At 56.7% G+C, this 24,139-nt stretch carries 22 protein-coding genes and 1 tRNA gene; 11 read left to right on the forward strand and 12 right to left on the reverse strand.

The window, feature by feature from the left end; translation table 11 throughout:
• The first annotated feature begins 34 nt into the window (after positions 1-34).
• The gene (locus ACXAGD_RS12655; RefSeq protein WP_475211111.1) at positions 35-370 is read left to right on the forward strand and encodes a carboxymuconolactone decarboxylase family protein; all 336 of its coding nucleotides are present in this window, start codon (positions 35-37) and stop codon (positions 368-370) included.
• 45 nt (positions 371-415) lie between these two features.
• Here ACXAGD_RS12655 and ACXAGD_RS12660 read toward each other — a convergent pair whose 3' ends face one another.
• The 5 genes from ACXAGD_RS12660 to ACXAGD_RS12680 all read right to left on the reverse strand — a co-directional run bounded on the left by ACXAGD_RS12660 (position 416) and on the right by ACXAGD_RS12680 (position 8,691).
• Positions 416-2,923, reverse strand: a complete 2,508-nt coding sequence (locus ACXAGD_RS12660; protein WP_475211112.1) for a GcvT family protein — start codon at positions 2,921-2,923, stop codon at positions 416-418.
• 138 nt (positions 2,924-3,061) lie between these two features.
• On the reverse strand, positions 3,062-4,345 hold the full coding sequence (locus tag ACXAGD_RS12665) for a hypothetical protein (RefSeq protein ID WP_475211114.1): 1,284 nt from the start codon (positions 4,343-4,345) through the stop codon (positions 3,062-3,064).
• Between the two features lie 100 nt (positions 4,346-4,445).
• Complete coding sequence (locus tag ACXAGD_RS12670) at positions 4,446-5,852, reverse strand: FAD-binding oxidoreductase (RefSeq protein ID WP_475211115.1); 1,407 nt, start codon at positions 5,850-5,852, stop codon at positions 4,446-4,448.
• Between the two features lie 12 nt (positions 5,853-5,864).
• Positions 5,865-7,658: a gamma-glutamyltransferase gene (gene ggt, locus ACXAGD_RS12675; RefSeq protein WP_475211117.1), complete on the reverse strand. Its 1,794-nt coding sequence runs from the start codon at positions 7,656-7,658 to the stop codon at positions 5,865-5,867.
• A gap of 46 nt (positions 7,659-7,704) precedes the next feature.
• Positions 7,705-8,691: a 2-hydroxyacid dehydrogenase gene (locus ACXAGD_RS12680; protein ID WP_475212590.1), complete on the reverse strand. Its 987-nt coding sequence runs from the start codon at positions 8,689-8,691 to the stop codon at positions 7,705-7,707.
• A gap of 137 nt (positions 8,692-8,828) precedes the next feature.
• Here ACXAGD_RS12680 and ACXAGD_RS12685 point away from each other — a divergent pair, with 137 nt between their 5' ends.
• Positions 8,829-9,350 carry an SH3 domain-containing protein gene (locus ACXAGD_RS12685; RefSeq protein WP_475211119.1) on the forward strand — a complete coding sequence of 174 codons (522 nt, stop codon included), beginning with the start codon at positions 8,829-8,831 and terminating at the stop codon, positions 9,348-9,350.
• 38 nt (positions 9,351-9,388) lie between these two features.
• Here the strand turns inward: ACXAGD_RS12685 and ACXAGD_RS12690 are convergent, their stop codons facing one another.
• Positions 9,389-9,892, reverse strand: coding sequence for a ferritin (locus ACXAGD_RS12690; protein WP_475211120.1), 504 nt, complete (start codon positions 9,890-9,892; stop codon positions 9,389-9,391).
• Between the two features lie 409 nt (positions 9,893-10,301).
• Between ACXAGD_RS12690 and ACXAGD_RS12695 the strand changes: the two genes are divergently transcribed.
• A tRNA-Gln gene (locus ACXAGD_RS12695) sits at positions 10,302-10,376 on the forward strand.
• A 183-nt stretch (positions 10,377-10,559) separates the two neighbouring features.
• Here ACXAGD_RS12695 and ACXAGD_RS12700 read toward each other — a convergent pair.
• Positions 10,560-10,976 (reverse strand): hypothetical protein, encoded by a 417-nt coding sequence (locus tag ACXAGD_RS12700; protein WP_475211122.1) that lies wholly within the window; start codon positions 10,974-10,976, stop codon positions 10,560-10,562.
• Between the two features lie 541 nt (positions 10,977-11,517).
• Here ACXAGD_RS12700 and ACXAGD_RS12705 point away from each other — a divergent pair.
• The 5 genes from ACXAGD_RS12705 to ACXAGD_RS12725 all read left to right on the forward strand — a co-directional run bounded on the left by ACXAGD_RS12705 (position 11,518) and on the right by ACXAGD_RS12725 (position 17,208).
• A complete protein-coding gene (locus ACXAGD_RS12705) occupies positions 11,518-12,027 on the forward strand; it encodes an EF-hand domain-containing protein (protein WP_475211123.1) in 510 nt (169 codons plus the stop codon).
• A 233-nt stretch (positions 12,028-12,260) separates the two neighbouring features.
• Entirely contained in the window at positions 12,261-13,325 is a 1,065-nt protein-coding gene (locus tag ACXAGD_RS12710; RefSeq protein WP_475211125.1) for a hypothetical protein, read from the forward strand.
• Between the two features lie 50 nt (positions 13,326-13,375).
• Positions 13,376-14,851, forward strand: coding sequence for an ABC transporter transmembrane domain-containing protein (locus tag ACXAGD_RS12715; RefSeq protein WP_475211127.1), 1,476 nt, complete (start codon positions 13,376-13,378; stop codon positions 14,849-14,851).
• A 1-nt stretch (position 14,852) separates the two neighbouring features.
• A complete protein-coding gene (locus ACXAGD_RS12720) occupies positions 14,853-16,436 on the forward strand; it encodes a sensor histidine kinase (RefSeq protein ID WP_475211129.1) in 1,584 nt (527 codons plus the stop codon).
• A gap of 100 nt (positions 16,437-16,536) precedes the next feature.
• A complete protein-coding gene (locus ACXAGD_RS12725; RefSeq protein ID WP_475211131.1) occupies positions 16,537-17,208 on the forward strand; it encodes a response regulator transcription factor in 672 nt (223 codons plus the stop codon).
• A gap of 245 nt (positions 17,209-17,453) precedes the next feature.
• On the opposite strand, the gene ACXAGD_RS12730 is transcribed toward ACXAGD_RS12725, so the two are convergent.
• The 4 genes from ACXAGD_RS12730 to ACXAGD_RS12745 form a co-directional block, all read right to left on the reverse strand.
• Positions 17,454-18,611, reverse strand: a complete 1,158-nt coding sequence (locus ACXAGD_RS12730; protein WP_475211133.1) for an adenylate/guanylate cyclase domain-containing protein — start codon at positions 18,609-18,611, stop codon at positions 17,454-17,456.
• Positions 18,612-18,723: 112 nt separating this feature from the next.
• Positions 18,724-19,326 carry an NAD(P)H-dependent oxidoreductase gene (locus ACXAGD_RS12735; protein ID WP_475211135.1) on the reverse strand — a complete coding sequence of 201 codons (603 nt, stop codon included), beginning with the start codon at positions 19,324-19,326 and terminating at the stop codon, positions 18,724-18,726.
• Positions 19,327-19,337: 11 nt separating this feature from the next.
• On the reverse strand, positions 19,338-19,715 hold the full coding sequence (locus tag ACXAGD_RS12740) for a nuclear transport factor 2-like protein (RefSeq protein ID WP_475211136.1): 378 nt from the start codon (positions 19,713-19,715) through the stop codon (positions 19,338-19,340).
• Positions 19,716-19,735: 20 nt separating this feature from the next.
• A complete protein-coding gene (locus ACXAGD_RS12745) occupies positions 19,736-20,230 on the reverse strand; it encodes a nuclear transport factor 2 family protein (RefSeq protein WP_475211138.1) in 495 nt (164 codons plus the stop codon).
• Between the two features lie 141 nt (positions 20,231-20,371).
• Here ACXAGD_RS12745 and ACXAGD_RS12750 point away from each other — a divergent pair, with 141 nt between their 5' ends.
• Complete coding sequence (locus ACXAGD_RS12750; protein ID WP_475211139.1) at positions 20,372-21,268, forward strand: LysR family transcriptional regulator; 897 nt, start codon at positions 20,372-20,374, stop codon at positions 21,266-21,268.
• A gap of 256 nt (positions 21,269-21,524) precedes the next feature.
• Here ACXAGD_RS12750 and ACXAGD_RS12755 read toward each other — a convergent pair whose 3' ends face one another.
• Positions 21,525-22,205, reverse strand: coding sequence for a GntR family transcriptional regulator (locus tag ACXAGD_RS12755; RefSeq protein WP_475211140.1), 681 nt, complete (start codon positions 22,203-22,205; stop codon positions 21,525-21,527).
• A 124-nt stretch (positions 22,206-22,329) separates the two neighbouring features.
• Between ACXAGD_RS12755 and ACXAGD_RS12760 the strand changes: the two genes are divergently transcribed.
• Together ACXAGD_RS12760 and ACXAGD_RS12765 are read left to right on the forward strand one after the other, a co-directional pair.
• Entirely contained in the window at positions 22,330-22,836 is a 507-nt protein-coding gene (locus tag ACXAGD_RS12760; RefSeq protein ID WP_475211141.1) for a TRAP transporter small permease, read from the forward strand.
• Positions 22,837-22,839: 3 nt separating this feature from the next.
• A complete protein-coding gene (locus ACXAGD_RS12765; RefSeq protein WP_475211143.1) occupies positions 22,840-24,126 on the forward strand; it encodes a TRAP transporter large permease in 1,287 nt (428 codons plus the stop codon).
• The last annotated feature ends 13 nt before the right edge of the window (positions 24,127-24,139 follow it).

A 24,139-nucleotide genomic window follows, 5' to 3' on the forward strand; every position in this document is an offset into this window, starting at 1 on the left:
ATTCCATTTGTGAAATGTAACATGGAATGACAACATGAGTTGGCAGGAAAAAATCAAGGATACGCGCAGCGGACTGCGCAACCTCAACGGCGCAATCCCCGACGCCACCCGCGCATTTGGCGCGCTGAGCGCGGCGGTCAAACAGGGCGGAACGCTGGACTATAAGACCAAAGAGTTCATCGCCTTGGGCATGTCCATCGCGATCCGGTGCGAGCCCTGCATAACCCTTCATACCGGAGCCCTGATTAAAGCGGGCGCAACGCGGGAGGAGTTTTCCGACGTGTTGGCCATGGCCGTGCAGATGGGCGGCGGGCCGTCGATGATGTATGCCGCCAAGGCGCTGGAATGTTACGATGAGCTAAGCGCTTGACCTCAAAAACAAAAGGCCCCGGAGTCATCCGGGGCCTTTGTGTATTTAGCCGTCCTTGCGGATGGTTTCGTTCTTCGGATCGTAGGGGCTGTCGCAGGTGACAACCGCATCCCACAACTTGTCCTGAATTTTGACTTGCAGCTTGGTGCCTTCGACCGCCAGCTCGGGCTTTACGTAACCCATGCCGATGGATTTCTCGAACGCCACCGAGTAGCCGCCCGAGGTCAGACGACCCACGCGCTCACCTTCCGGCGTGTACAGCGCCTCGCGGCCCCACGGATCGGCATCGTCCGGTCCATCGATCAGCAGAGTGCAGCACTTCACGCGCACGCCGGTCTCTTCCAGCTTGGCCTTGCCGTAGAAGTCTTTCGACAGATCGACAAAGCGCGGCAGGTCGGCTTCCAGCGGGGTCGCGTCGCGACCCAATTCGGTACCAAAGGCGCGATAGGATTTCTCCTGACGCAGCCAGTTCTGGGCGCGGGCACCGACCAGCTTCATACCGTGCTTCTCACCGGCTTTTTCCAGCAGGTCGAACAGGTAGTTCTGCATCTCGATCGGGTGGTGCAGTTCCCAGCCAAGCTCACCGGTATAGGCCACGCGGATCGCGTTGACCGGACACATGCCCAACTCAATCTGGCGCGCCGACAGCCAAGGGAAACGCTTGTTAGACAGTGCAGTTTCCGGATCAGCGTCGTTGATGACCTCTTTCAGAACGTCACGCGACTTGGGTCCGGCGATGGCGAAGACGCCCCACTGAGTGGTAACGTCCTGGATCTCGATGTACCCGAACTCCTCCATTTTGTCCTCAGCCGCCTTACGCAGATAGTCGGCGTCGTACTCGGTCCAAGCACCGGCGGAGACGATGTAGTAGTTGTTCTCGCCGTTGCGGACGATGGTGTATTCGGTGCGGGTGGTGCCGTGCGAGGTCAGCGCGTAGGTCAGGTTGATGCGTCCAACCTTGGGCAGCTTGTTGCAGGTGAACCAATCCAGGAACTGGGTTGCACCGGGGCCTTTGACGACGTGCTTGGTGAAGGCCGACGCGTCGATCAGGCCAACGCCTTCGCGGATCGCCTTGGCTTCTTCAACGGCATATTGCCACCAGTTGCCACGGCGGAAGGACCGGCTTTCCTCGTCAAAGTTCTCAGGCGCATCAACCGGGCCGAAATAGTTGGGGCGTTCCCAACCGTTCACCCAACCGAACTGTGCGCCGCGCGCCTTCTGACGGTCGTACGCCGGAACGGTGCGCAGTGGACGGCAAGCTGCGCGCTCTTCGTCGGGGTGGTGCAGGATGTAGACGTGCTCATAGCACTCTTCGTTCTTGCGCGCCGCGAACTCGGTGGTCATCCAGTTGGACGAATACCGCTTGGGGTCCAGCGAGGCCATGTCGATCTCGGCTTCGCCATCGACCATCATCTGAGCCAGATAATAGCCGGTGCCGCCAGCAGCGGTGATACCGAAGCTGAAGCCTTCGGCCAGCCACATGTTGCGCAGACCCGGAGCCGGACCAACCAGCGGGTTGCCGTCGGGCGTGTAGCAGATCGGGCCGTTGAAGTCGTCTTTCAGGCCGGATTCAGCACAGGACGGCACACGTTCGGCCATTGCCATGTATTGATCGGCGATCCGGTCCAGATCCAGCGGAAATAGGTCGGCGCGGAAACTATCCGGCACACCATGCTCGAACCGCGCGGGCGCGCCGTGCTCGTAAATACCCAGGATCCAGCCGCCACGCTCTTCACGCGCGTAGGATTCGTTGTCCGCGTCGCGCACTACGGGGTGTTCCGGGTTGCCAGCTTCACGCCATTTGACCAGCTCGGGGTCTTTATCCATGACGATGAAGGTGTGCTCGACCGGGATGGCGGGCATCTTGATGCCCAGCATCTTGGCGGTGCGCTGTGCGTGGTTGCCCGAAGCAGTCACGACATGCTCGGCAGTGATCACAACCTGCTCGTCGCTTTCGACAAGGTTGCCACCTTTTTCGACCATCTTGGTGCAGGTGACTTCCCAATGGGTGCCGTTCCAGTGGAAGGCATCCGCCTGCAGCTTGCGGACGATATCAACGCCACGCTGACGGGCACCCTTGGCCATCGCCTGTGTCACGTCGGCAGGGTTAATGTAGCCGTCTTCGGTGTGATAGATCGCACCTTTCAGGTCCGATGTCTCGATCAGCGGCCAGCGTTCCTTGATCTGCTCGGGTGTCAGCCACTCATATGCAACGTCACAGGTTTCGGCTGTGGACGCATAAAGCATGTATTCGTCCATACGCTCTTGCGTTTGCGCCATGCGCAGGTTGCCGACCACGGCGAAACCTGCGTTCAGGCCGGTCTCTTCCTCAAGCGTTTTGTAGAAATCTACCGAGTACTTGTGGATGTGGGTCGTTGCATAGGACATGTTGAACAGCGGCAGCAGGCCCGCTGCGTGCCAGGTGGACCCGGACGTCAGCTCGTCCCGTTCGATCAACATCACATCGTCCCAGCCCGCTTTGGCCAGATGATAGGCAATCGAGGTCCCGACGGCGCCGCCGCCAACGACCAGTGCTTTGACTTGGGTTTTCATAACCGGACGTCTCTCCTTGGAATCTGTTGGAACCATATGGCGCATTTGCAGGGCCAAACGCGACATTCATCCGACCAGTGAGAGAAGGAAAACGACCCCGTTGCCGCAGATGGCCACCGGATACGCCGATTTAGGCCCCTATTGCCCGGTGACAGAACACCGTTTTATGCTGCCGACCTTGGCGCAACCGCTGCCGAGGCCGCCCTTGTGTACGCGCACAGGCTGGCTGGGTTTTGCGGGTTTTGCCGCCGCTTCCTGCGGTTCCGACGAGTCAAATGCAGGCAACTTTTCTTTCAACCGACCGAAAAAGCCCTGCGCGTCTTGCTCTTCGACAACATTCACAGACGCGGTGTCCGTTTCAGCCTCGGAAGCCAGCGCCGCTTGGCGCGTACCCGAATCCAGCAGCAGTTGCTGCGCCCGGCCGTAACCGATCTGCAGGACGTCCTGATTTTCAAAGACCTCGCCACCGGTGATGTCCATCAGGCCCTCGCTGTTGAGCCCCGACGCCGTCATCGAGTTCACCACCAGCGCAGTGACATCCAGATTCTTGAGCTTTTCGTCCGATGTCTTTTCCTGAACCAAGATCATTTCGGAATACAGGCGATCCATTTTTTCGGCGACTTCCGGCTGCCCTGCCAGAGGCACCGAATATCCCTGCCCCACCACAGGCGAAGGGAAAGTCAGCAAAGCGTTAAGGGCGGCATAATCCACCGCGCCCAAAAGCTCTTGGATCGAGGAGTCACTGGCGTTGGTGTGCAAACGGATCACAACCTCTTCGTCGATTCCGATCCGCCCTGTGATTTTGCGATAGGAAAGCGGCTCGGTAGGAGACGTCAGGTCCTGCGTTATCTCGATAAACGCAACACCATCGATAACCGCATACCCTTTCTTGATTACGGCCTGAGCCATGAAATTCTGCTGCCGGGACAGCGCAATTCCAGCCAGCGTGTTGCGCGGCGATTCCGGTTTCAGGCTAATATCAAACCAGGCGATTTCATCACCCTGAGCATAGACCGCACCCGTTTTGCTGAGCTTGCGCAGAATACCGTCCTTGCCGCTGCTGGACAGTCCCATCAATTCCGACGTGCTAGAAATGGAACTGATCAGAGGCGCCAGACCATAGTTTGATACTGCAGTCGCAACAGCTTTGTTGTCCGCGTCTGTCAGTTCGTAACGGGTCCAACCACTAGTGGCTGCGGGAAGATGAGGCTTCGCGCCCGCTTTCCATAACTTTTTGCGTTCCCGCTCGGCGGCTTTGGCGTCGCGCTCAACCTGCTGCTGTGCAAATCGATGCTTGATCGAGTCCACGTAACCATTCGCGGACAAAGTGCCTTCGTGCTTTTTGTCCTGTTGGTAATAGTCCAAGCCGATAATGACCAAAACTATGATCATCACAAACCCAAAGATCCGCAAACTGTCCATATGAATATCCGAAATAAATCGCTGCTCGTTTTTGCGAAAGATAGACCTAAATTAGGGCGGTCTTATGGCTGCGACGCTGGAATTTCTGTTCGGATTACAATCAAGAGGATGGCAGAATTTTACCCGGATTCATGATGTTATCCGGATCCAGGGCCATCTTGATCGCCCCCATATAGTTAATCGCCGGCCCCAGTTCCTTGACCAAATAGGGCCGCTTGCCCTGCCCGATTCCGTGTTCGCCGGTACAGGTCCCCTCCATCGAGATTGCCAGATCGTTCAGCCAGCCGACAAAGCCGTCGGCTTTGGCGACCTCATCCGCGTTCTCCATGTCGATCAGCAACAGAGTATGAAAGTTGCCGTCGCCCACATGCCCGACAATCGGAGCTAACAAACCAAGGTCTTGCGCCTCGGCCCGTGTTGCCGCCACGCATTCCGCCAGGCGTGAGATTGGAACGCAGACGTCGGTGGAAATCCCCCGCGCGCCGGGGCGCAGTTGCAAGCTGGCCCAGTACATGTCGTGTCGGGCCTGCCACAGCTTGTTGCGCTCTTCGGTGGTCGAGGTCGCAGCGAAATCCGCGCCACCAAACTCTTCGGCGATCTGACCGAATGTCTCAGCCTGCTCAACCGCACCGGCCTCGGAGCCGTGAAATTCCAGCAGCAACAGCGGCGTTTCCGGCAGGTCCAGCCCGGAATAGGCGTTGGCGGCCTTTACCGACAGCTCATCCAGCAGTTCGATCCGCGCCACAGGCACGCCGTACTGGATCGTCATCATCACCGCCTGACAGGCGGCGTCGACCGAAGGAAAGGAGCACCGGGCCGAAGTAATCGCCTCGGGGATGCCCTGCAGGCGCAGGGTAAGTTCGGTGATGATACCCAATGTGCCCTCGGCCCCGATCAACAGGCGGGTCAGGTCGTACCCGGCCGAGGATTTCTTGGCCCGATGTCCAGTGCGGATGATCTGCCCGTCCGGCATCACAGCCTCAAGACTGAGGATGTTGTCTTTCATCGTGCCATAGCGCACTGCATTGGTGCCCGAGGCACGCGTCGCCGCCATCCCGCCAAGCGAGGCATTGGCGCCCGGATCGATGGGAAAGAACAGGCCCTGATCGCGAAGATGAGTATTCAGGTCTTCGCGGGTCACGCCGGGTTGCACGACACAATCCAGATCGCCGGCGTGGACGGCCAGCACCTTGTTCATCTGGGTCAGGTCTACCGAGATGCCACCAGCCGGGGCGTTTACATGCCCCTCCAGCGAGGTGCCGGTTCCAAAGGGGATCACCGGCACCTTGTGTTGGGCGCAGGTTTTTACGATCTCCGAAACCTCCTCGGTCGAATGCGGAAACACCACTGCATCCGGGGACTGGTTTTCGATCCAGGTGGTCGTGTGGCCGTGCTGTTCGCGGATCGCCTGACCGGTTTGCAGACGATCGCCGAACTTCTGCTTCAGAATGCCGACAGCTGTTTCAATCCCGGCGTCGTTTCGGGGCAACGCGACTGCCTGCACCATGAAGAACCTCTCTTATTCACCCAGCGCGATGCCTTCGCGGCGCGGGTCCGCGCCACCGATCAGGACATCTCCGATCTCAATCGCGTGCAGGCCCGATGTCAGGTCACGCGGGTTGACCTCGAACCCCAGCCCGATCAGCGCATCGGCATAGCCCTCGGCGGCCGTGCCCTGTTCCACATCATAGGTGCCAAAACGGTTGACCAGATGCGGCAAGGACAGCGCCTGTTGCACATCCATATCCCAATCGGCCCAGGCAATGATCGACTTGGCCACGTAACCGATTATTCGGCTGCCACCGGGTGAACCAATGGCCAGAACTGGTGCGCCGTCCTGCATCACGATCGTGGGGCTCATGGACGAACGCGGGCGCTTGCCCGGCTCCAGCCGGTTGGCAATAGGAACGCCATCGCTGTGGGTCTTGAACGAGAAATCGGTCAGTTCGTTATTCAAAAGGAACCCGTTGGTCATCAACCGCGATCCGAACCCGTTCTCGATGGTCGTGGTCATCGACAGCACGTTGCCGTACTGGTCGACGATGGAAATATGCGAGGTCGAGGGCAGTTCCAGCGAAACGTCATCCGCCCAGTTCGAGGCATGATCGAATTCCGGATTGCCGGGCGCGACTTCGGTCAGTGCGCCCTCTCCGCCCAGCAGTTGGCCGCGTTCACTAAGGTAGTCGGGGTGCACCAGACCCTGTGTCGGCATCGGGACAAAATCGTGATCGGCCATGTAACGACCCCGATCCGCAAAGGCCAATCGGGACGCGTCGCCGATCAGACGCCAAGAATGCGTGTCCTCCGGCCCCATCGCTGCCAGATCATAGCCTTCGAGCATCCCCAGAATCTGGCCAACCGTCAGCGCCCCGGACGAAGGCGGCCCCATGCCGCAGACTTCATAGGCGCGGTAGGCGGCGCAAACAGGTTCGCGCTCAATAACCTGATACAGCGCCAGATCGACGCCGGACAGCACACCGGGATTGCCCGGTGCCGATCGAACGGTGCTGATGATCCCGGCGGCAATCTCACCGCCATAGAACCCGGCGGAACCTTCGCTGGCCAAAACCCGCAGCGTTTCCGCGTAGTCCGGGTTCATCAGCCGCTGCCCTTGTTGCAATGGCTCACCGCCCGGCAGGAAGTATTCCGCCGTGACCGGGAAACGAGACAGCCGTTCGGCATCGGCTTCGACCAATGCAGCCAGACGCGGCGAGACGAGGAAGCCTTCGTCTGCCAGAGTGATCCCGTCCTGAAACAGGCTGGGCCATGGGCTACGGCCCCAGCGCCGGTGCGCTTCTTCCAGCAATGCAGGGGTACCCGGGGTGCCAACCGAAAGGCCCCCGACAACTGCATCGTAAAATTTCAGCGGTTCACCGTTTTCATCATGGAACAGCCGGTGGTTGGCCTCAAGCGGCGCCGTCTCGCGCCCGTCCAGTGTCGTCAGCTTGCCGGTTGCTGCGTCGTACCAAACCAGAAAAGCCCCGCCACCAAGGCCCGAAGATTGCGGTTCAACCAACCCCAGCACGACTTGCACGGCGACCATTGCATCGGCGGCAGACCCACCGGCCCGTAACACCTTGGCTCCGGCTTCAACGGCTAGCGGGTTCGCGGCCGCAACCATCCAGTTCTGCGAAGTTACCGGCTGCCCGGCCATCTTGGCTTCAAGCGCGGCGATAACCTCTTCCGTCAGACCCTGCACCTGCCCGTCCGATGCCCCCTCGGGGGCAACTTCATCCGCTGTCTCTTGCGCGAATGAAGCACTGCCCAGCATCAACGCCGACAAAAACAATCCCGAAATCAGCTTTCGTTTCATCGTATCCTCCTGAAAATTTATTTGTCGTCCCTGCGGCGCAAACGGGTCACAACATGGATGGCACAACCTGGTCCGGCGGGCGATGCCCGTCTTCGAAGGTTTTGATATTAATAATGACCTTCTCGCCCATCTCGATCCGCCCTTCCAACGTGGCCGATCCCATATGAGGCAGCAAAACCACGTTCGGCAATTGCCGCAGGCGCGGGTTCACATGTGTGCCATGCTCGTACACATCCAGCCCTGCCCCGGCGATATCGCCCGAGCGGATTTGACGGGTAAGCGCGTTTTCATCGATCACCTCGCCCCGCGACGTGTTCACGATCACAGCTGACGGCTTCAGAAGCTTGAGGCGCCGCGCATTCATCAGGTGAAAGGTCGATGGTGTAGACGGGCAATGAACTGAGATCACGTCCATCCGCGCCACCATCTGATCGAGGCTTTCCCAATAGGTTGCCTCAAGCTCTTGCTCGGTCTCCGGACGCAACCGGCGACGGTTGTGGTAATGCACCTGCATCCCGAAAGCCGATGCACGGCGGGCAACGGCCTGACCAATCCGCCCCATGCCTAGAATGCCAAGCCGACGTCCACCGATCCGGCCACCTAGCAGCGCATTTGGAGCCCAGCCTTCCCAGTCGCCCTTTTGCATGACCGACAGCCCCTCAGGGATCCGGCGGGTGACCGAGAGGATCAGTGCCATGGTCATGTCTGCCGTGTCATCGGTCAGCACGCCCGGCGTATTCGAAACCAGAATGCCCCGCTGCCGGGCTGTGGCCACATCGATATTGTCGACCCCTGCCCCGTAATTGGCGATCAGACGCAGCTTTTCACCTGCCTGCCCTAGCAGCCCACCATCGATGGTATCCGTCACCGTGGGCACAAGGACATCCGCGCTTTGCACGGCTGCGACCAATTCCTCGCGCGTCATGGGCGTGTCATCGTCGCGCAACTGCACATCGAACAACTCGCTCAGCCTGGTTTCCACCGCCTCGGGCAACCGTCGCGTAACGACAACACTCAGACGTTCTCTTGGCACCTTCGCCCTCCCATCGCTTTGCAAACCTTCGCGCGCCATGGCATCGTGGCGCAGGATAAGGCGGGGCACAAGAACCCCAACGCATTGAGACGACCTTTTTTCGAAACCCGATCAACAGGCACAAGAGCAGACAGTCAGTGAGTGGTTTTCTACCAGTAAAACGCCGCCTTCTGGTGGTTACGTCCGCATTTCTGTTGGCGCTGAGCACTCTGACCGCCAGCGCTCAGGACAAGCGTGGCCCTGTAACCAACCTGCCCCTGCCCCGATATGTTTCGATGAAAGCCGCCGAGGGCAACGTACGCAGAGGCCCCTCGCTGACCCATCGAATCGACTGGGTGTTCAAACGGCGCGGAATGCCTCTGCAGATCACGGCGGAATACGGCAACTGGCGCAGGGTTCAAGACCGCGACGGTGCTGGTGGTTGGGTTCACTACGCGCTTTTGTCTGGTGTGCGCACTGTGCTGATCGAATCTGAACTATTGACCGTTTATACCAGCCCCGACCCCAATTCTCAGGTCAGCGCGAAATTCGAATCCGGCGTGGTGGCGCGCCTGGGTAGTTGCAGCGTGGACTGGTGCCACATCTCGGCCGGCGGATATCGCGGTTGGGCGCAAAAATCGAACCTCTGGGGCGTCGACCCATCCGAAATCCGCGAATAGCGGGGCGTACGTGCCGCCCCGCCTGAAGGAAGCGATGGTTAAGCGCTTTCGGCTGTCCGCGTGCCCATTTCCTTGTCCAGAACCAACAGATTCCAGCGATCCCCGTTGGCCGCTTTGGTCTGATCGAGGATTCTGCCAAACAGGTCTTCCTCCTCGTTCTGTTCAGCCAGGAACCAGTTCAGCATATTCTGAGTGCTGTATTCCTTGACCTCGTGCGCCAGCTCGAACAGTGCATTGATCTGCCCGGTCACCGTTACTTCGTTTGCAAGAGCGTGTTCCAACGCTTCAACCGGCGAGGCGTAATCCGCTTTCGGCTTGGCGATCCCATCAATTTCGATTCTTCCGCCACGCTGAGCAACAAAGTCGAAGATGCGCATGGCGTGTCCGCTCTCTTCAACCGAGTGCCCGCGAAACCACTGGGCAAATCCGGGCAAGTCCTCGGATTCGAAATACGCAGCCATGGCAAGGTAGGTGTAGGATGCGTGAAGCTCATTGTTGATCTGACGATTCAACGCTTCTGCAACGTTCGGGTTCAGCTTCATCTTCTTCTCCTATGTCACGAGGTGCGGGGTTAGCATACAGCTAAGTTTTCAAATCTATCGACGCAACCGTTGGCTTCTTATTTTTTTATATTTTTCAGTATTTTAACAGGATTTTTTGCAAGTGAATTGCAGTTGCAGTCTCTGAGGTCTTCTGCAACCCAACGCGATCAGCTGGCCAATCCCCGAAAAGCGACAATACTAAAAACTGTCGTACCAACGACTGAGACTTTGCATGGCTTCGCCCGCTCTTGCACGCGAAACACCTTTTAACTCAGCTGACTGATAGCCAAAAATACGGAGCGCTGGACCATCTGGAACGCGGACTAAATAATTTTTACTCTAAGCCGGATTTTTTCGCTCAAAGCCTCTTGAACCCTCCGAACAACAATCGTAGATAGCCGCTCACCGTTGGGGTGTAGCCAAGTGGTAAGGCAGCGGTTTTTGGTACCGTGTATCGTAGGTTCGAATCCTACCACCCCAGCCATCATTTTCCGTGAAATGGCACGCTGAATAATTGACCGGAGATTGTGTCATTTCGTCGGCGGCTTAGCTTTTAACGTCTTGTGTTGAGACCCGGAAGTGAGCGCAACTTTTGTCGATTCCCAGCCGCAGTCTCAATTCGCGATTCCGGCGGTACGAGTATGGTGACTTTGGGAGGGTCTGTAGATCACAGCCCGGCGAACCGCTTGTGCTGACCTGACCAGGTAGCCGGGAAGACCGACTTGATCAGGTAGTCCGTGGTCAGGTCGGCAGGCTGGTCGCCTGCAGCGATAGCGTCCAGCACATCAGGCGCCAGCATTGCGAGATCGACCACATCCTGCTCCCGGCGTTTAGAACTTCCTTCTGTTTCCGCAATTTCAGAGAACGTTCTACCATCAATAACCATCACCCAACACCGGCGCGCTTTGATGATGTTACGCACCAACGTTTGATCGGTTTCAAGCGCTGAATCGCCAAGATGCAGCTTCAACTCCACGCCTCTGCGGCGCATCTGGAATGGCGCTTCTATCGTTAGTTCGCCTGCATCGACCTGATCCGCCAAGCACTCGATCATTCGGGCCATTGCCACCAAATCATCCCGCATCATCTGGGCGGTTTTGAACTATAAAGAGAGGTGTCAGTCTCGTAATGCCCTACCGCAAACAACGTAAAAACGGAGACGTAAGACTATTGCGATGATGGAGTAATCTCAGCCCGTCAACCACGGCACCCCGTTGGATGTCACGGACGCATCGTTTTCCGCGACGCGGTTTGGGACTTGGTCAGCGGAAATCGTCAGGGCCGGCGGTCTGGTGTGCCGCGCAAACAGACCGGACACACAACCGCATCGGAAAGGCACTTACATCAGCTCAAAAATGTCTTCTTATGCAGGTGCCATTCACACAGATAATTTGTGCGAGATTTTTGGTTTTTTGGTGTTTAATCAACCAGAGAGCGAAAAGACCTGACCCTAAACTTGAGCTCAACGGCACTTTTCCACTCGATGCCGTCGAATGCCAACAAATGACCTCTCTCACAAGAATAGTTAGCTACAAAAATATTTGCAGTTGTCATCTAACGTTCATCTGCAAAATATCAGCACTTCATCTGAGCGCGCTACCTTGTCCCACTGAGATAGGAAAGCGTTGGTTCTTGAAGAACAATCGTCGGTTAAAGGAATATCTTTGGTGTTGGATCGACGCGAGGCGGCGACGTGCGGAAAAAGAACATTCAGCCATACGTACTGTTCGTTCGTTTTCGCCCTTATCCTGATGATCGGCATTGGTTTGTCGGACAAGGCCACTGCACAGACAGCGAGTTTTCGCTCTGTCGATACAAATTCCGACGGCGTTCTCAATTTCAATGAACTCGTGGATGCATTCGGGGAAGCAGGCGCGCGTAGGTTGATTGAGGACATCGACCGAAATGGCGACAACCGCATTACGATCAGAGAGTTGCGGCAAAGCTCAGACAATAAGAATGATGATCGAGACGGACGTGAAGGTCGGGAAAACCGGAATGGGGGAGAGCGAGGCGACGGCAATGGCGGCAATGGCGGACAGAGCGGCGGGGAAGACCGTGGAGATGATAACGGGGACGACAATGGCGATGACAATGATGGAAATGATGGAAATGATGGCGGCGATGACGACTGATTGTCGACTAGCCATCGCCGGGCGTTAAGCCAAATCCTTCTATCTCCGCCAACTCGGGATCAAACCCATTCCGGGCTGCCATCAAGCTAAGTCTGCACCCAGTATTCCCGCCCGAATAACTCGTTCATCTACTGTTCATTCAATCGCACCACATCCCTTCATGCGCCTTTGCAACATTTCTCACACGGTGCTGAGAAAATGAAACCATGGACAAGTCAGCCACGGAGCAAAGCATGACACAGTTTCCCCCAATCCCCCTCAGTGCTTGTGAAATTGCAAAATGGGCCTTCACAACCCGCCGCGTTGATCGGTCGGATGTCCAGGGTCTCAACACTCAGATGAGAAACGCAAAAGCAGGCGATCTTATCCTCTGCGAGATTGCCGAGATCGGCCACCACAAAAAAATACAGCTAGCCGAGCGGCGTGTTTCGACCAGCTATCCAGGCGATTTTGTGGTTCTGTGCCTGGGTGATCGCTATGCGCCGGACCAATTCCTTGCCAGTGCTGTCGTCGACGATGATCTCATCGATCTGGTTGCGGGCGGCGGTGTTGTTGGCCGGGTGGATGCCGCGCATATCAGCATGGAAGAACCAACGCGGTTGAAGCCCCTCGGGCTTCTGACCAATGCCAAAGACCAAGTGATCAATATCGTTGATTACGCCCTGCCCCAGTTGCCTGCCAATAACCGGGTAACTGTAATCGGCGTATTTGGAGCATCGATGAACTCTGGCAAGACAACCGCAGCGTCAAGCCTCGGCCATGGCCTGATGCGCGCAGGGTTTTCTGTGGCAGGTGTCAAAGCCACCGGTACCGGCGCCTTTGGCGATTTCAACAGTTTTGAAGATGCAGGCGCGGCAGCGCTTGATTTTACGGATGTAGGAATGGCGACAACCTATCGGATGCCTCTGAAGACGATCGAAACCGGCTTTGACACCCTGGTCGCAACGGCCGCGTCGCGAGGAGCCGAGGTGGTGGTTGTAGAAATCGCAGATGGCGTATTCCAACAGGAAACCCGCGCAATCCTCCGATCCTCACGCATTCGGGATCGTCTGGACGGTATCTTGTTTGCAGCGCCCGACGCGCTGAGCGCGTTAGGCGGCGTTACCGTGTTGAAACGGGTTGGGCTGAACCCATTTGCGATTTCCGGAAAAGTAAGCTGCTCACCCCTCGCCTCAGCCGAAGCGCTTGAAGCCACCGGGTGTCCGATCCTGTCGCGTGAAGACCTATGGTCGCCTGCAATGATCGCCCAACATGTTGCCCCCCTGATGCGGCATGAACCAGAGAACGTGGCCGCATGATCCCCCTCCCCAGACTGGCCACACAGGACCGCATCATCGATGCGGTCCTCGTGGTATCAAGCAGCGTCCTTCAGGCGATTGCACTAGCGTTTGCTGCTTTCGCAACACGGGACGCGTTTGGGGCGATCCACGCTGGACATGCGCTCACCAACGAGACCGTATTGCAATTGGCCGGTTCCGGTGTAGTCACTGCCGCCTGTCTGTTCCTGTCCCGATATCGTGCGGAAGCGCTCGGCCAAAGCTATGCGATCTCATTGCGGCGTGCGCTCTATCAGCAGATCGCAAAACTTCCCAAATCGCGCCATGAGAGACGCCGAGTCGGAGCGCTGTCCTTAAGGTTTGTTGGTGATTTGTCAGCAGCCCGTCTGTGGTTTGGACGCGGTTTACCAAGCGTCTGTTCTGCTGCAATTATAATCCCAGGCGCCGCAGCTATTCTGTATTATCTAAATCCCGTACTTGCGGTCAGTGGAATGGCAGCACTTGGTCTGACATTGCTGCTAGCGGTGGCAATGGCCTGGCATCTTGAGCATAGGCACCGAAGACTGCGCCGGCGCCGGGCCAACATTGCGATCTCCATGATCGAGCGGATTGCGATTGCCCCTGAACTCGACCTAATGGGCCGGACAGACCGCGAATTGCAGAATCTGGACATGCAAGGTGCAACGCTGCGCCATGATGCGCTGGCGCGCCGTGGCCGCGTGGTTGGCCTTCAGGCGATCCTGCGATTGGGTGTGGCATTCGTGAGTCTCTTGATGCTTTGGCAAGCTGGCAAAACAGGCATCGCCCCTGCGACCGTTGCGGCCTGCCTTGCTGTGATGGCATTGATCGCGCTTCCGCTACAAAACCTCGCGAGTGCATGGGATCATCACTGTGCCTGGCGCGTCGCGCGCGAGAAAGCTCAACGGCTTCTTTCAGAGCCAACGGTCAATCGAAGCGTCGCAAAACAAACGGATGCCATGGTCGTCAACGTCGCCGGAAAACTTGACGAAGCACCTTTCACATTTGTTGCCAAACCGAACAGGATCTCAGAGTTGACGGGACCATACGCCAGTAAGCTCGCGCGATGTATCGCGGGCTTTGACACTTATGAGGGCATTAAAGTGCGCTATGGTGAGCACCTAACTCCACCAAAACTCGCCTTCATCGGAGACGCCCATATCGGGCTTCAGGGCAGTTTGCGCCGATCCGCAACCTTGATGTGCCGGAAACGGCCCAGCGACCGCAGGATCGCGAAAACGCTGGGGCACTTGGGTCTATCCGACTTGCTCATGGCGCCCGAAGGTCTTGACCAACGTATCGCTGAAAACGGCCACGGGCTGACATCTGATCAAACTTTGCGGCTAGATCTTGCACGCGCTGTACTGGGCAAGGCCGAAGTTGTTGTAATCGCCTCAATCAGGTGGGCTGCCTGCCGACATCAACAAGCTGAACTGCTCGCGGCGTTTCAAGAGCGTTCGTCGGCAACGATAATATTGGCCGATGACCCTGTCACCTCTAATCTGAATGAGAACTCAAAGGTTATTTGATATGCGCTCATCCACCCTGTTTGGAGTATACGCCGCTGTTCTCGTCGGGTTTCTGTGCGGGCTTGCGGGGCTGACCCTCTACAGTCTGGAAAAAACCCGTTGGTGGGACGCCCGGATATTGTTGGCCCAAGAGTCCTATGGGCTCCATCTCCGGCTTGAGGCAGACCTTTACCGCCTGTTCAAACAGCATGGCGACGCGCTTCTGATCGGGGATCGGGATGACGGTGCTAGGGAAGCAGGTTTGAGGATTAAAATCGCGCAAAATCTCGCGGATATTAGGAATGTCATCGCCCGCGAAATCCAAATGGTTGGCGACGAGGAAATCGAAGAACTGGAACTCCTCGATCAGATTGAAGACGATATTGAATCTGTAAACGCGGCCATCGCTAGCCTTACGGCAGAAGGCAGCCCGATTGAAACCTTTGTTCGTATCGAACGCCTGGCAGCCCTTTTGGATGGGGATATCGATGACGAACTTGACCGAAAAATCAAATCCGCGCTCGACGAAGAGATCGAGGAAGTCGAAGAAGTTCTGACCGAGGCCGCAGTTTTCCGGGAATGGAACAAACGATTGGTCTATATAATTGTCGCGGCCGCAATCGGAGTGCTTCTGGTGGCACTTGTGTCCTTCAATCGCCAGATCAGGAAGCCTTTGATCCGACTTGCCGAAGGTATCGGGCACCTGCGCAGAGCCGATTACTCGGAGCCTGTGAGGCTTGGTGGCAGTCGCGAATTCAGGGAACTCGGTACCGTTCTGAACAGCATGGCCGAAGGTTTGGCCGCACGTGAAGCCAGCCGCGCGGAACAAAAAAGACAACTTGAACAAACCGTCGCGGCTAGAACGTCCGAGCTTCAACAGCTCATAGATAAACTTGAAACCGGGGAAGAGAACCGCAAACAGCTAATGGCCGATATCAGCCACGAATTGCGCACACCGCTGGCGATCATACTTGGAGAGGCCGATGTTACATTAAGGACATCCGACAAACTGTCAGAAGAGGTCTCAGACTCACTCGCCCGTATCCGGGATTCTGCAAAGCACACCAATCAAATCGTCGACGATATGCTGACTGTGGCCCGGTTCGAGGCCGGTCAGCTTCGCCTTGATCGCAGGAAAACCGACCTGCGAAAGATATTGCACGATGCAGTAGCCATGTTCCCTGAGCCGGTTCAGGTTGAAACGCCCAAGGACAAAGTTCTCGCTTCGGTCGACGAAGTCCGCCTGCGCCAGTCCCTTCTCGCATTGCTACAAAACGCCCGGCGCTATGGCGGTCCTACGATTGAGGCCAAGCTAAATGAAGGTCTCGCCTCTTGCTCAATTGCGATCGAGGATGATGGACCCGGGTTAAGCGCCAAAGAAAAATCCCAGGCATTCAATCGCTTTTACCGAGGCTCGAACGCCTCGGGTCAGGGGATTGAGGGCAGCGGCCTCGGCCTTCCGGTCGTCAAATCAATCGTCGAGGCCCATGGTGGAACCGTTGATCTTCAGGACCGTCGAGAGGGTGGTTTAAAAATCGTCTTAACACTTCCCAAAGGCCCCAAGATGAAAGTTGTGCAAGCTGATACGTGGCGAGAGACGGGCTGATGTTATTTTGTTTTTCTGAATTCCTGCTTCCGGAACCGAAGCGATCATACTCCCTTCGGCATTGTAATAGATCGAAGCACCAATTGAGTTGAGGCGTAGCATGAATATTCTACTTGTCGAAGACGAGGTACGCGTTGCCGACTTCATCCGTCGCGGTTTGTCCGCAGAAGGCTGGACCGTCGACCACGCCTCAAGTGGGGAAGATGCGCTGGAGCATGCGGCCACAGAAGAATACGACGTTATCCTTTTGGACCTGATGTTGCCGGGAATTCAGGGGCAGGATGTTTGCCGCAAGCTGCGTGCCCGTAAATCGAAAATCCCCATCCTGATGCTGACCGCGCTGGACAGCCCCGAAGAACGGGTCGAAGGATTGAAAATCGGCGCTGACGACTACCTTCCGAAACCCTTTGATTTCGACGAACTCATCGCTCGCGTTGAGGCGTTGCACCGGCGCGCCAGTAACTATGCCAGCGATCTTGGGGAGTCTGTCATCAAATGCGGAACCCTGAGCTTTGACAGACGCTCCCTCCATGTGACCGTGGCTGGCGAGGAGGTTCAGTTATCCAAAAAAGAACGCGATCTGCTTCTGTTGTTTCTGACCAATGTAGGTCGGGTTCTGTCCCGAGAGCGCATCCTCAACTCTGTCTGGGGCATGAACGAAGATCCATTAACCAACGTCGTCGACGTTTACGTTGGCCGCCTTCGGCGCAAAATCGGAGCGGAAGGCCAGCGGATCGTTACGCTTCGAAATGTTGGGTATAGGATGACGTGAGCAGAATACTAAGAGCTTTGTCCGGAGTTGTAGTAGGCCAGCGCGGCGAGTCGAAGCTTCCTTTCCCCCCTACGTCGGCCTTGGACACGGCTCCAGCAGACGAGAAACATCACCGTTGGGTAGTGGTCATTCTCTACAAAGCCGAAGCAATAGTTGAACTTCATCTGAAACAGACATTCATATTTCAATCAAACCCATCGGCACTTGGCCGACCCGCGTTCGGCGAACAGTTGACTTCTGAAGAGCTATTCCCGGATCTTAAAAGCCTCGATTTTACCGGGCAAACCGCGGATATAATGATACCCAGCTGACTGCATGCTCCGTGCCATCCGCTCTGCGACGCTCTGTGTCACGAGCAATTTTTCGTCCAGTTTCTTGCACAGCTCCTGAACGCGGCTGGCGACATTGACAGCCTGCCCGACGACCGTGAAATCCAAGCGATCCGGACTGCCGATGTTGCCAAAGGTGACCCGACCGAAATCAATGCCGACTACGAATTCGATTGGCTCTTTTCTCTTTTCAGCAGCTGTATCGTTGTAACCTCTCAGATTGGCCAGGGCTTGTTCCGCCGCCTGCACCGCAGATTTGCATGAGGCTTCGGCGTCGTCGTCAACGTTGAAAACAGCAAGTATACCGTCCCCCATGAATTTGAGAACGTCACCCCCATTGTCCTGGATGGGTGACACCACCATCTCAAAGTACTCACCCATCATGGCAAGCAAGTCGCCTTCGGACCAGGACGAGGCTTTCTCAGTGAAACCGCGAAGGTCCGCAAACAGGATAGCGGCGGAGACTGTTCTGTGTTCTCCGCGCTTTATGTGCCCATGGTCGATTTCATCGGCAGGGCCGTGACCCAAATAGGTTCGAAGAAGACTTTTCTGTGAATGACGCATCGCAATGGGTTCCAAAGCAGCGGCAAGCGCATATCGCGTGTCTTCAATGTATCGGATGTGATCGTCCGAAAATCCTGCATCCGCGTTCGAGGTGAAACTGGTGCCCTGAACCGATCCGTTGCCATGCTCCAGCGGGATGGCCAGAAAATCGGTGGCACCAGTTTCGGCCAGCTCCGAATAGATCGGATGTTCTGTCAGAAGGTCGAGATCGGACAGGCGTTTGCGCAAAGGGCGCCGCTGCGTGACGACATATTCAAATGGGCTGCCGTGCCACGCGCTGGTTGCAAGAACCGTAGTCGGCACGGTGTAGCGGCGGGTTTCTTCGGGTGTCCAGATGATCCCCCACGCGCTGAGCAAAGGGTTGGAGTAATTCTGTGCGATCCTTGCGCGGGCAAGCGGGACGCCAAGCGCGGTCAATCCTTCGCAATACCCTTTGACGATGAGCCTCTCGTCGCCCAGCAGGCGGCCGTCGGAAATCAACCAGTGGTTCAGGTGATCAGTCTCGGTCACAGTGGTCTCACAATCTGGTTCCGTGCTGATAGTCTACCTGTCATCGGTTATTAAAGAACCCGCGCCAGCTAAAAAATGCGTGCTTTTCAGTCTGGCGCAGGTTCAATCTGAGTCAGCTCACCGCCGCAGCGAGTGAGGGATCGTCTTCCAATTTCTTGAGCAAACGGGCCTGTCTAACCTTGGGGTCCAGTTCGGGGTCACTCAAATAGGCCAGCATATGGGGCACGTTTTCGTCGATCTGTTCCTGAGTGGCCAAAGCCATGCCGTGGGCCACGAACGGGCGCAGATATGTCATGCCCGCCAGGATTGCTGTTTGTTGGAACGGTTTAAGAAACTCAGCCATGGTAAAGTTGTTGTATCCGCCCGCGTGATAGCTGTGCTCGGGACCTCCGGTCGAGACAAGGATCAGCAGCTCACGCCCCTTCAATCGATCACCGCCTGGCCCATAAGCGAAGCCATAGTTCAGCACCTGATCCATCCAAGCTTTCATGACCGGCGGTGCTGAGTACCAATAGAATGGAAATTGAAACACGATACGGTCATGGGCCAGCAGCAAGGTCTGTTCGGTATCGATGTCAAAGCGCATCTCGATACCGCCAACGGTGGTAAGATCGCGGGTCGTTACATTGGATGCGTCAGAAAGCGCTTCGAACCATGCGCGGTTGATACGCGATTTGTTCAGGTCCGGGTGCGCGGTGAGGACGAGGGTTTTCATGTATCTGCCTCTTACAGGAATTTTGCGGAATAATGGGTTATCAGCGGGCTGCCATTGGGCCGTGTTTCAAAGCGCCAGTTTTCCTGAACCCGCGCTTCGAGACGCTCGCCCGCAACTGTCGTGGCGCGAAACAGAACTTCGAACTGTGCTACGCCGGGTGTGATCGCGACATTGCTGACGTGATGCTCGGTCGGGCGCTGTAAGGTTTCAAGCACACCACGATACCAGGCCCGCACGCGGTCATGCCCGCTGAGTGTGGTATCGACATCTGGCATGTCCCAGTTCACGTTGGGATGGAGGTCAGGCAGGAAGGCCTCAATCGGATCCAGCCTGTCAAACCGGACAAACCAATCTGCGATGAACCTGCGTATGTCGGGGTAATCGGTCATTCGTTTCACCAGCCGATGGATTATTTGGCCAGCCGCTCGGGAACTGGGGCCAGAGTGTATTGAGACCAGAAAAACGTGTTGGCCGCGTCCTGATCGGCGGACAGGTTGGTTGCCTCGACAATCTTGCCATTCTCGATCCGGTAGACCAGGGCCCATGTCGTATCGACATTCGGTTTGCCATCAGCGTTCGACCAGCCGCGGTGGATATCAACTACGTGGGTTTCGTCCGCTCCGAAATAGATGGGTTCAGCCTGAAATCCGGCTGTGCCCAGTTGTTCGAAGAAGGCCAGCACCTCATCACGACCAATCTTGGTTCCGGACAAGGGGTGGCGGCCTGGGATGTGCCATTTGACGTTTTCGTCCATCACGGCTGCGATGCCGTCCAGATCGTTGGCGCCATAGGCGGCAAAGAAGTCCTGTACGACTTTGATGTTGTCTTCGGGGGATGCGGCCATGGCGGTCTCTCCTGCGATCAGAGCAGCGGTGAGGGCAGCAACTTTGGTCAGACTGTTCATCTTGTGTCCTCCTGAATATGTGGTGACAGCCTTCTGGGCTGCGATGGCACGAAGATAATAATCCTGTCAGGGCGCGATAATTGACCATGTTGACACTACTTTCATGTATAGAATCGAATAATGAAGTAGTTTGGGGATACTATGCGCCTGCCACTTGCCACGCTTGAAATTTTCACCGCCATCGCGCGCCACGGATCGCTACGTGCCGCGGCCGAGGCGCTGGGTATCAAGCCGTCGACCGTCAGCCACCAATTGAAAGCACTGGAAGACCAGCTGGGCACTGCGCTGTTCATTCGGACAACGCGCTCGATCAGCCTGACCGAGGCCGGGCGGGCCCTGATCCGCGGCGCGGGACCCGCTTTTGATCAACTGTCCGAGGCCGTCGAAAGCGCGCGCAGCACTGGTCACGCCGCGCGGGGCACGTTGAAACTGGCGATGCCGGAGTTCGCCTATCACCTCTATGTTGGTCCGATCCTCAAGAGTTTTTGCGCCGAATATCCCGAGATCGAGTTGGAGCTGTCCCTAACCGATGCGCTATCGGATATTCTGGGCGAAGAACTTCATGCCGGGTTCCGATTAGGGGATCGTGTGGCGCAGGACATGGTGGCGGTGCGGTTGACGCAGCCGCTGCCGGTGACCGTCGTGGCCAGCCCGGACTACCTGTCGTACCGGGGGCTCCCCGAAACGCCGCGTGATCTGTTGGAGCACAACTGCATTCGCTACAGATTTCAGTCGTCGGGCCAGATTGCACCATGGAGTTTTCAATCGAGTGAGGGTGAGTTCTCTGTCGAAGTGCAGGGCAATCTGATCGCCAACGCCCTTCCAGCCTCCATCGATCTGGCCAAGCGAGGGCTTGGGCTGGCCTATACGTTCAAGGCCTATGTCGCCACGCAGATCGATGCAGGCGCGTTGCGACCGGTTCTTGGCGACCACTTGGGCCTCACCCCCGGTATTTTCTTGTATTTCCCGCGTGAATACAGATCGATGATGCCGCTCCGGCTGTTCATCGACCACTTAAAACGCAATCATAGTGTTTGACCTAGCTTCTGCTGGCCTCAGGATCCAAAGTTGTCTGCGCAGCCGCGGGCCAATGGTCGTGCGGTCCGCCAGCGGTACAGCTGCAATGCAGATTCTCTGGCGCGGTATCATCGACAAAGCCCGCAATGCCTTGCAACGCCTCAATCGGGCTCTGACGTCAGTAGCAATCTCTGTTTCCCGCACTGACCTTGGCCAGTTTTCGCAGTTATCTGACTTGCAGACAACGTGTTTGGTTTAACGCAGGAGACAGAACCGCTCAATTCATCTGCTGGGTCAGGCCGTCCACATTCGTTGCGTCACTCCAATATGACCCTTCTTTCCTGTCTATGTGGAGTTTCAGCACATCCAGCGCTTTTGAAACATCGCCATTCTCGACGCACTGAAGCAACTCAATGTGCTCCCGATAGGACTTAGCCATGTGATCCGGGTGGTGTCCCAACCGGCTGCGCAACGCCGCCATTTTCAAAGCAATCGTTTGATAGGCGTCATTCAGAAATCGATTGTCAGCACAATCAAATAGGCATTGATGGAACAGAGTATCCTGATACAGGTACGCTGCATCGTCCGCCGCCTCTCGCGCCGCTTTCATCTGATCGATACAATCGGCAAGCGCAGCATGAAGCGCCTGCGGGTTTGCCTGCATGGCCGAGGTTAAAGCGGTTGTCTCAAGGCAGACACGCGCGTCGCAGAGCTTGGCCAATTCTTCCGGTTCCAGATTGAACACGAAAGACCCCCTTTGCGGCTCAACGACCAATAGACCTTCCATTTCAAGCCGGTTGATCGCCTCACGCACAGGGGTGCGGCTGACCTCAAGATTCCTTGCGATTCGGGCTTCAGACAGTTGTTCACCCAATTCGAACTCACCTTTGATGATCCGTTCTCGCAGGTTCTCTGTCACCAATTCCGTCAATGATTTCGGTCTGTTGAATGGGCTCATATCGCTCTCCTCGGCTCAACAGTAGCAGCCCTGCATCTGGCATACAATATGTTAGTGTTGACACATTAGCATACTGTATGCCAGTTTCGATTCTCACCTGGGGACGGCATTGGGAGGGACGTCTTTGCAAGTTCTGGAGACATGGATTGTTGCGTTGAACCGGGCGCTGGTGGCTTTGGCGCTGGCTGCGGTCTTTGCAATCGTCTTTGCCAATGTGGTGGGGCGGTACGGGTTTGGTACGTCCATGGCCTGGGTGGAAGAAGTCGCCCGGCACCTGATGATCCTCGGTGCGTTTTGCGGCGCGGGCCTTGCCCTGCGCGAAGGTCGCTTGGTTGCGATCACCACATTTCCAGACTTGCTGCCAGATCCGTTGGCCCGCCTTCTGCGCTGGGGAATTGTCATTGTTATGTTTGGATTCATGGCAACTATGCTGTGGCTCGGTATCCAGTTCGTTCAATTCGGCTGGAACAAGGAAACCATGTCCACCGGCATTTCGCGCGGCATCCCCTATCTGGCCATCCCGATCGGGTGCGCGTTGTTCCTGATACAGCTGGCCTTTTTCGCAAAAAGATTCGTCGCCCAGGAATTCGAACATGGTCCCAGCCCCGAAGGCGATGAGGCGGAGGTCTGAGCCGTGGCGAAAACTCTGATCATCCTGTTCTTTGCGACGCTGTTTTTGGGTGTTCCCGTGGCCTTCACGATGGGGATCGCCGGGCTGACGGCGATCTTTATCGACGGCTCATTGAACCCGCTTGTCGCAACACAACGCATGTTCGCGGGGATCGACAGTTTCCCGCTGATGGCGGTGCCGTTCTTCATTCTGGCCTCTGAACTCATGACAGCCTGCGGCCTGACCAACGCCTTGTTGCGCTTCGCCAATGCTTTGGTTGGCCATGTGCGCGGCGGATTGGGGCATGTGAACATTCTGGTTTCGATGCTGTTTGCCGGGATCAGCGGGTCTGCGTTGGCGGATGCCGCAGGACCTTCGGCCATCGTCATGCGGATGATGCGAGAAGCAGGGTATGAAAAGAACTATGCTGGCGCTTTGTCCGCCGCGACAGCCACCATTGGCCCGATCATCCCACCGTCCATTCTGGCCGTGATCTTTGCAATCTCGACCAATGGAGTGACTGTTGCGGGGCTGTTTCTGGCCGGGATCGTGCCAGGCGTTCTGCTGGGCGTATCGCTGGCCATCGCCAACCACATCGTCTCGACCCGCTATGGCTATCGCGGGCGCGAACATCGCGCCACCATGACCGAGCTGCGCAGTGCAACCCTGTCTGCGGTTCCGGCCCTGATCATGCCCGCGATCATTCTGGGGGGTATCCTGTTCGGTGTGTTCACCCCGACCGAGGCCGGTGCGGTGGCCTCAGCCTATGCGCTGTTTCTGGGTTTCCTTCTGCGCGCCTTCACAATTCGCACGCTTTATGCCGCTTTTGTGCGGGCTGCGGTTGTGACATCCTCGGTCTTTCTGATCGTGGCGATGGCGTCGATCTTTGCCTGGCTGCTGACATACCTGCAAATCCCGCAGGAGCTGGCGAAACTGATCACTCAGATTACAGACAATCGTCTGGGCATACTGTTCATTCTGGCCGCTTTTGCGCTGATCTGCGGATTTTTCATCGACACGCTGCCCGCGCTCATCATCCTGACTCCGATCCTGGGCCCCATTGCCTATTCCGCAGGGATCGACCCGCTGCAATTCGGCATGATGCTGGTGCTGAACCTCACCATCGGGATGATCACACCTCCGGTTGGTCCGGTCCTGTTCGTGATCGCCACCGTCGGTCAACTGAAAATCGAACGCCTGTCAAAAGCAGTTCTGCCGCTGCTGCTGGCTGAACTCGTGGTGCTGCTTCTGGTCATTCTTGTGCCGAGCATCAGCACCTTCATCCCCAACTTCTTTGGATTTGCGAACTGACATGAAAGGGAGG

The organism is Ruegeria sp. ABF4_144, from assembly GCF_056160045.1.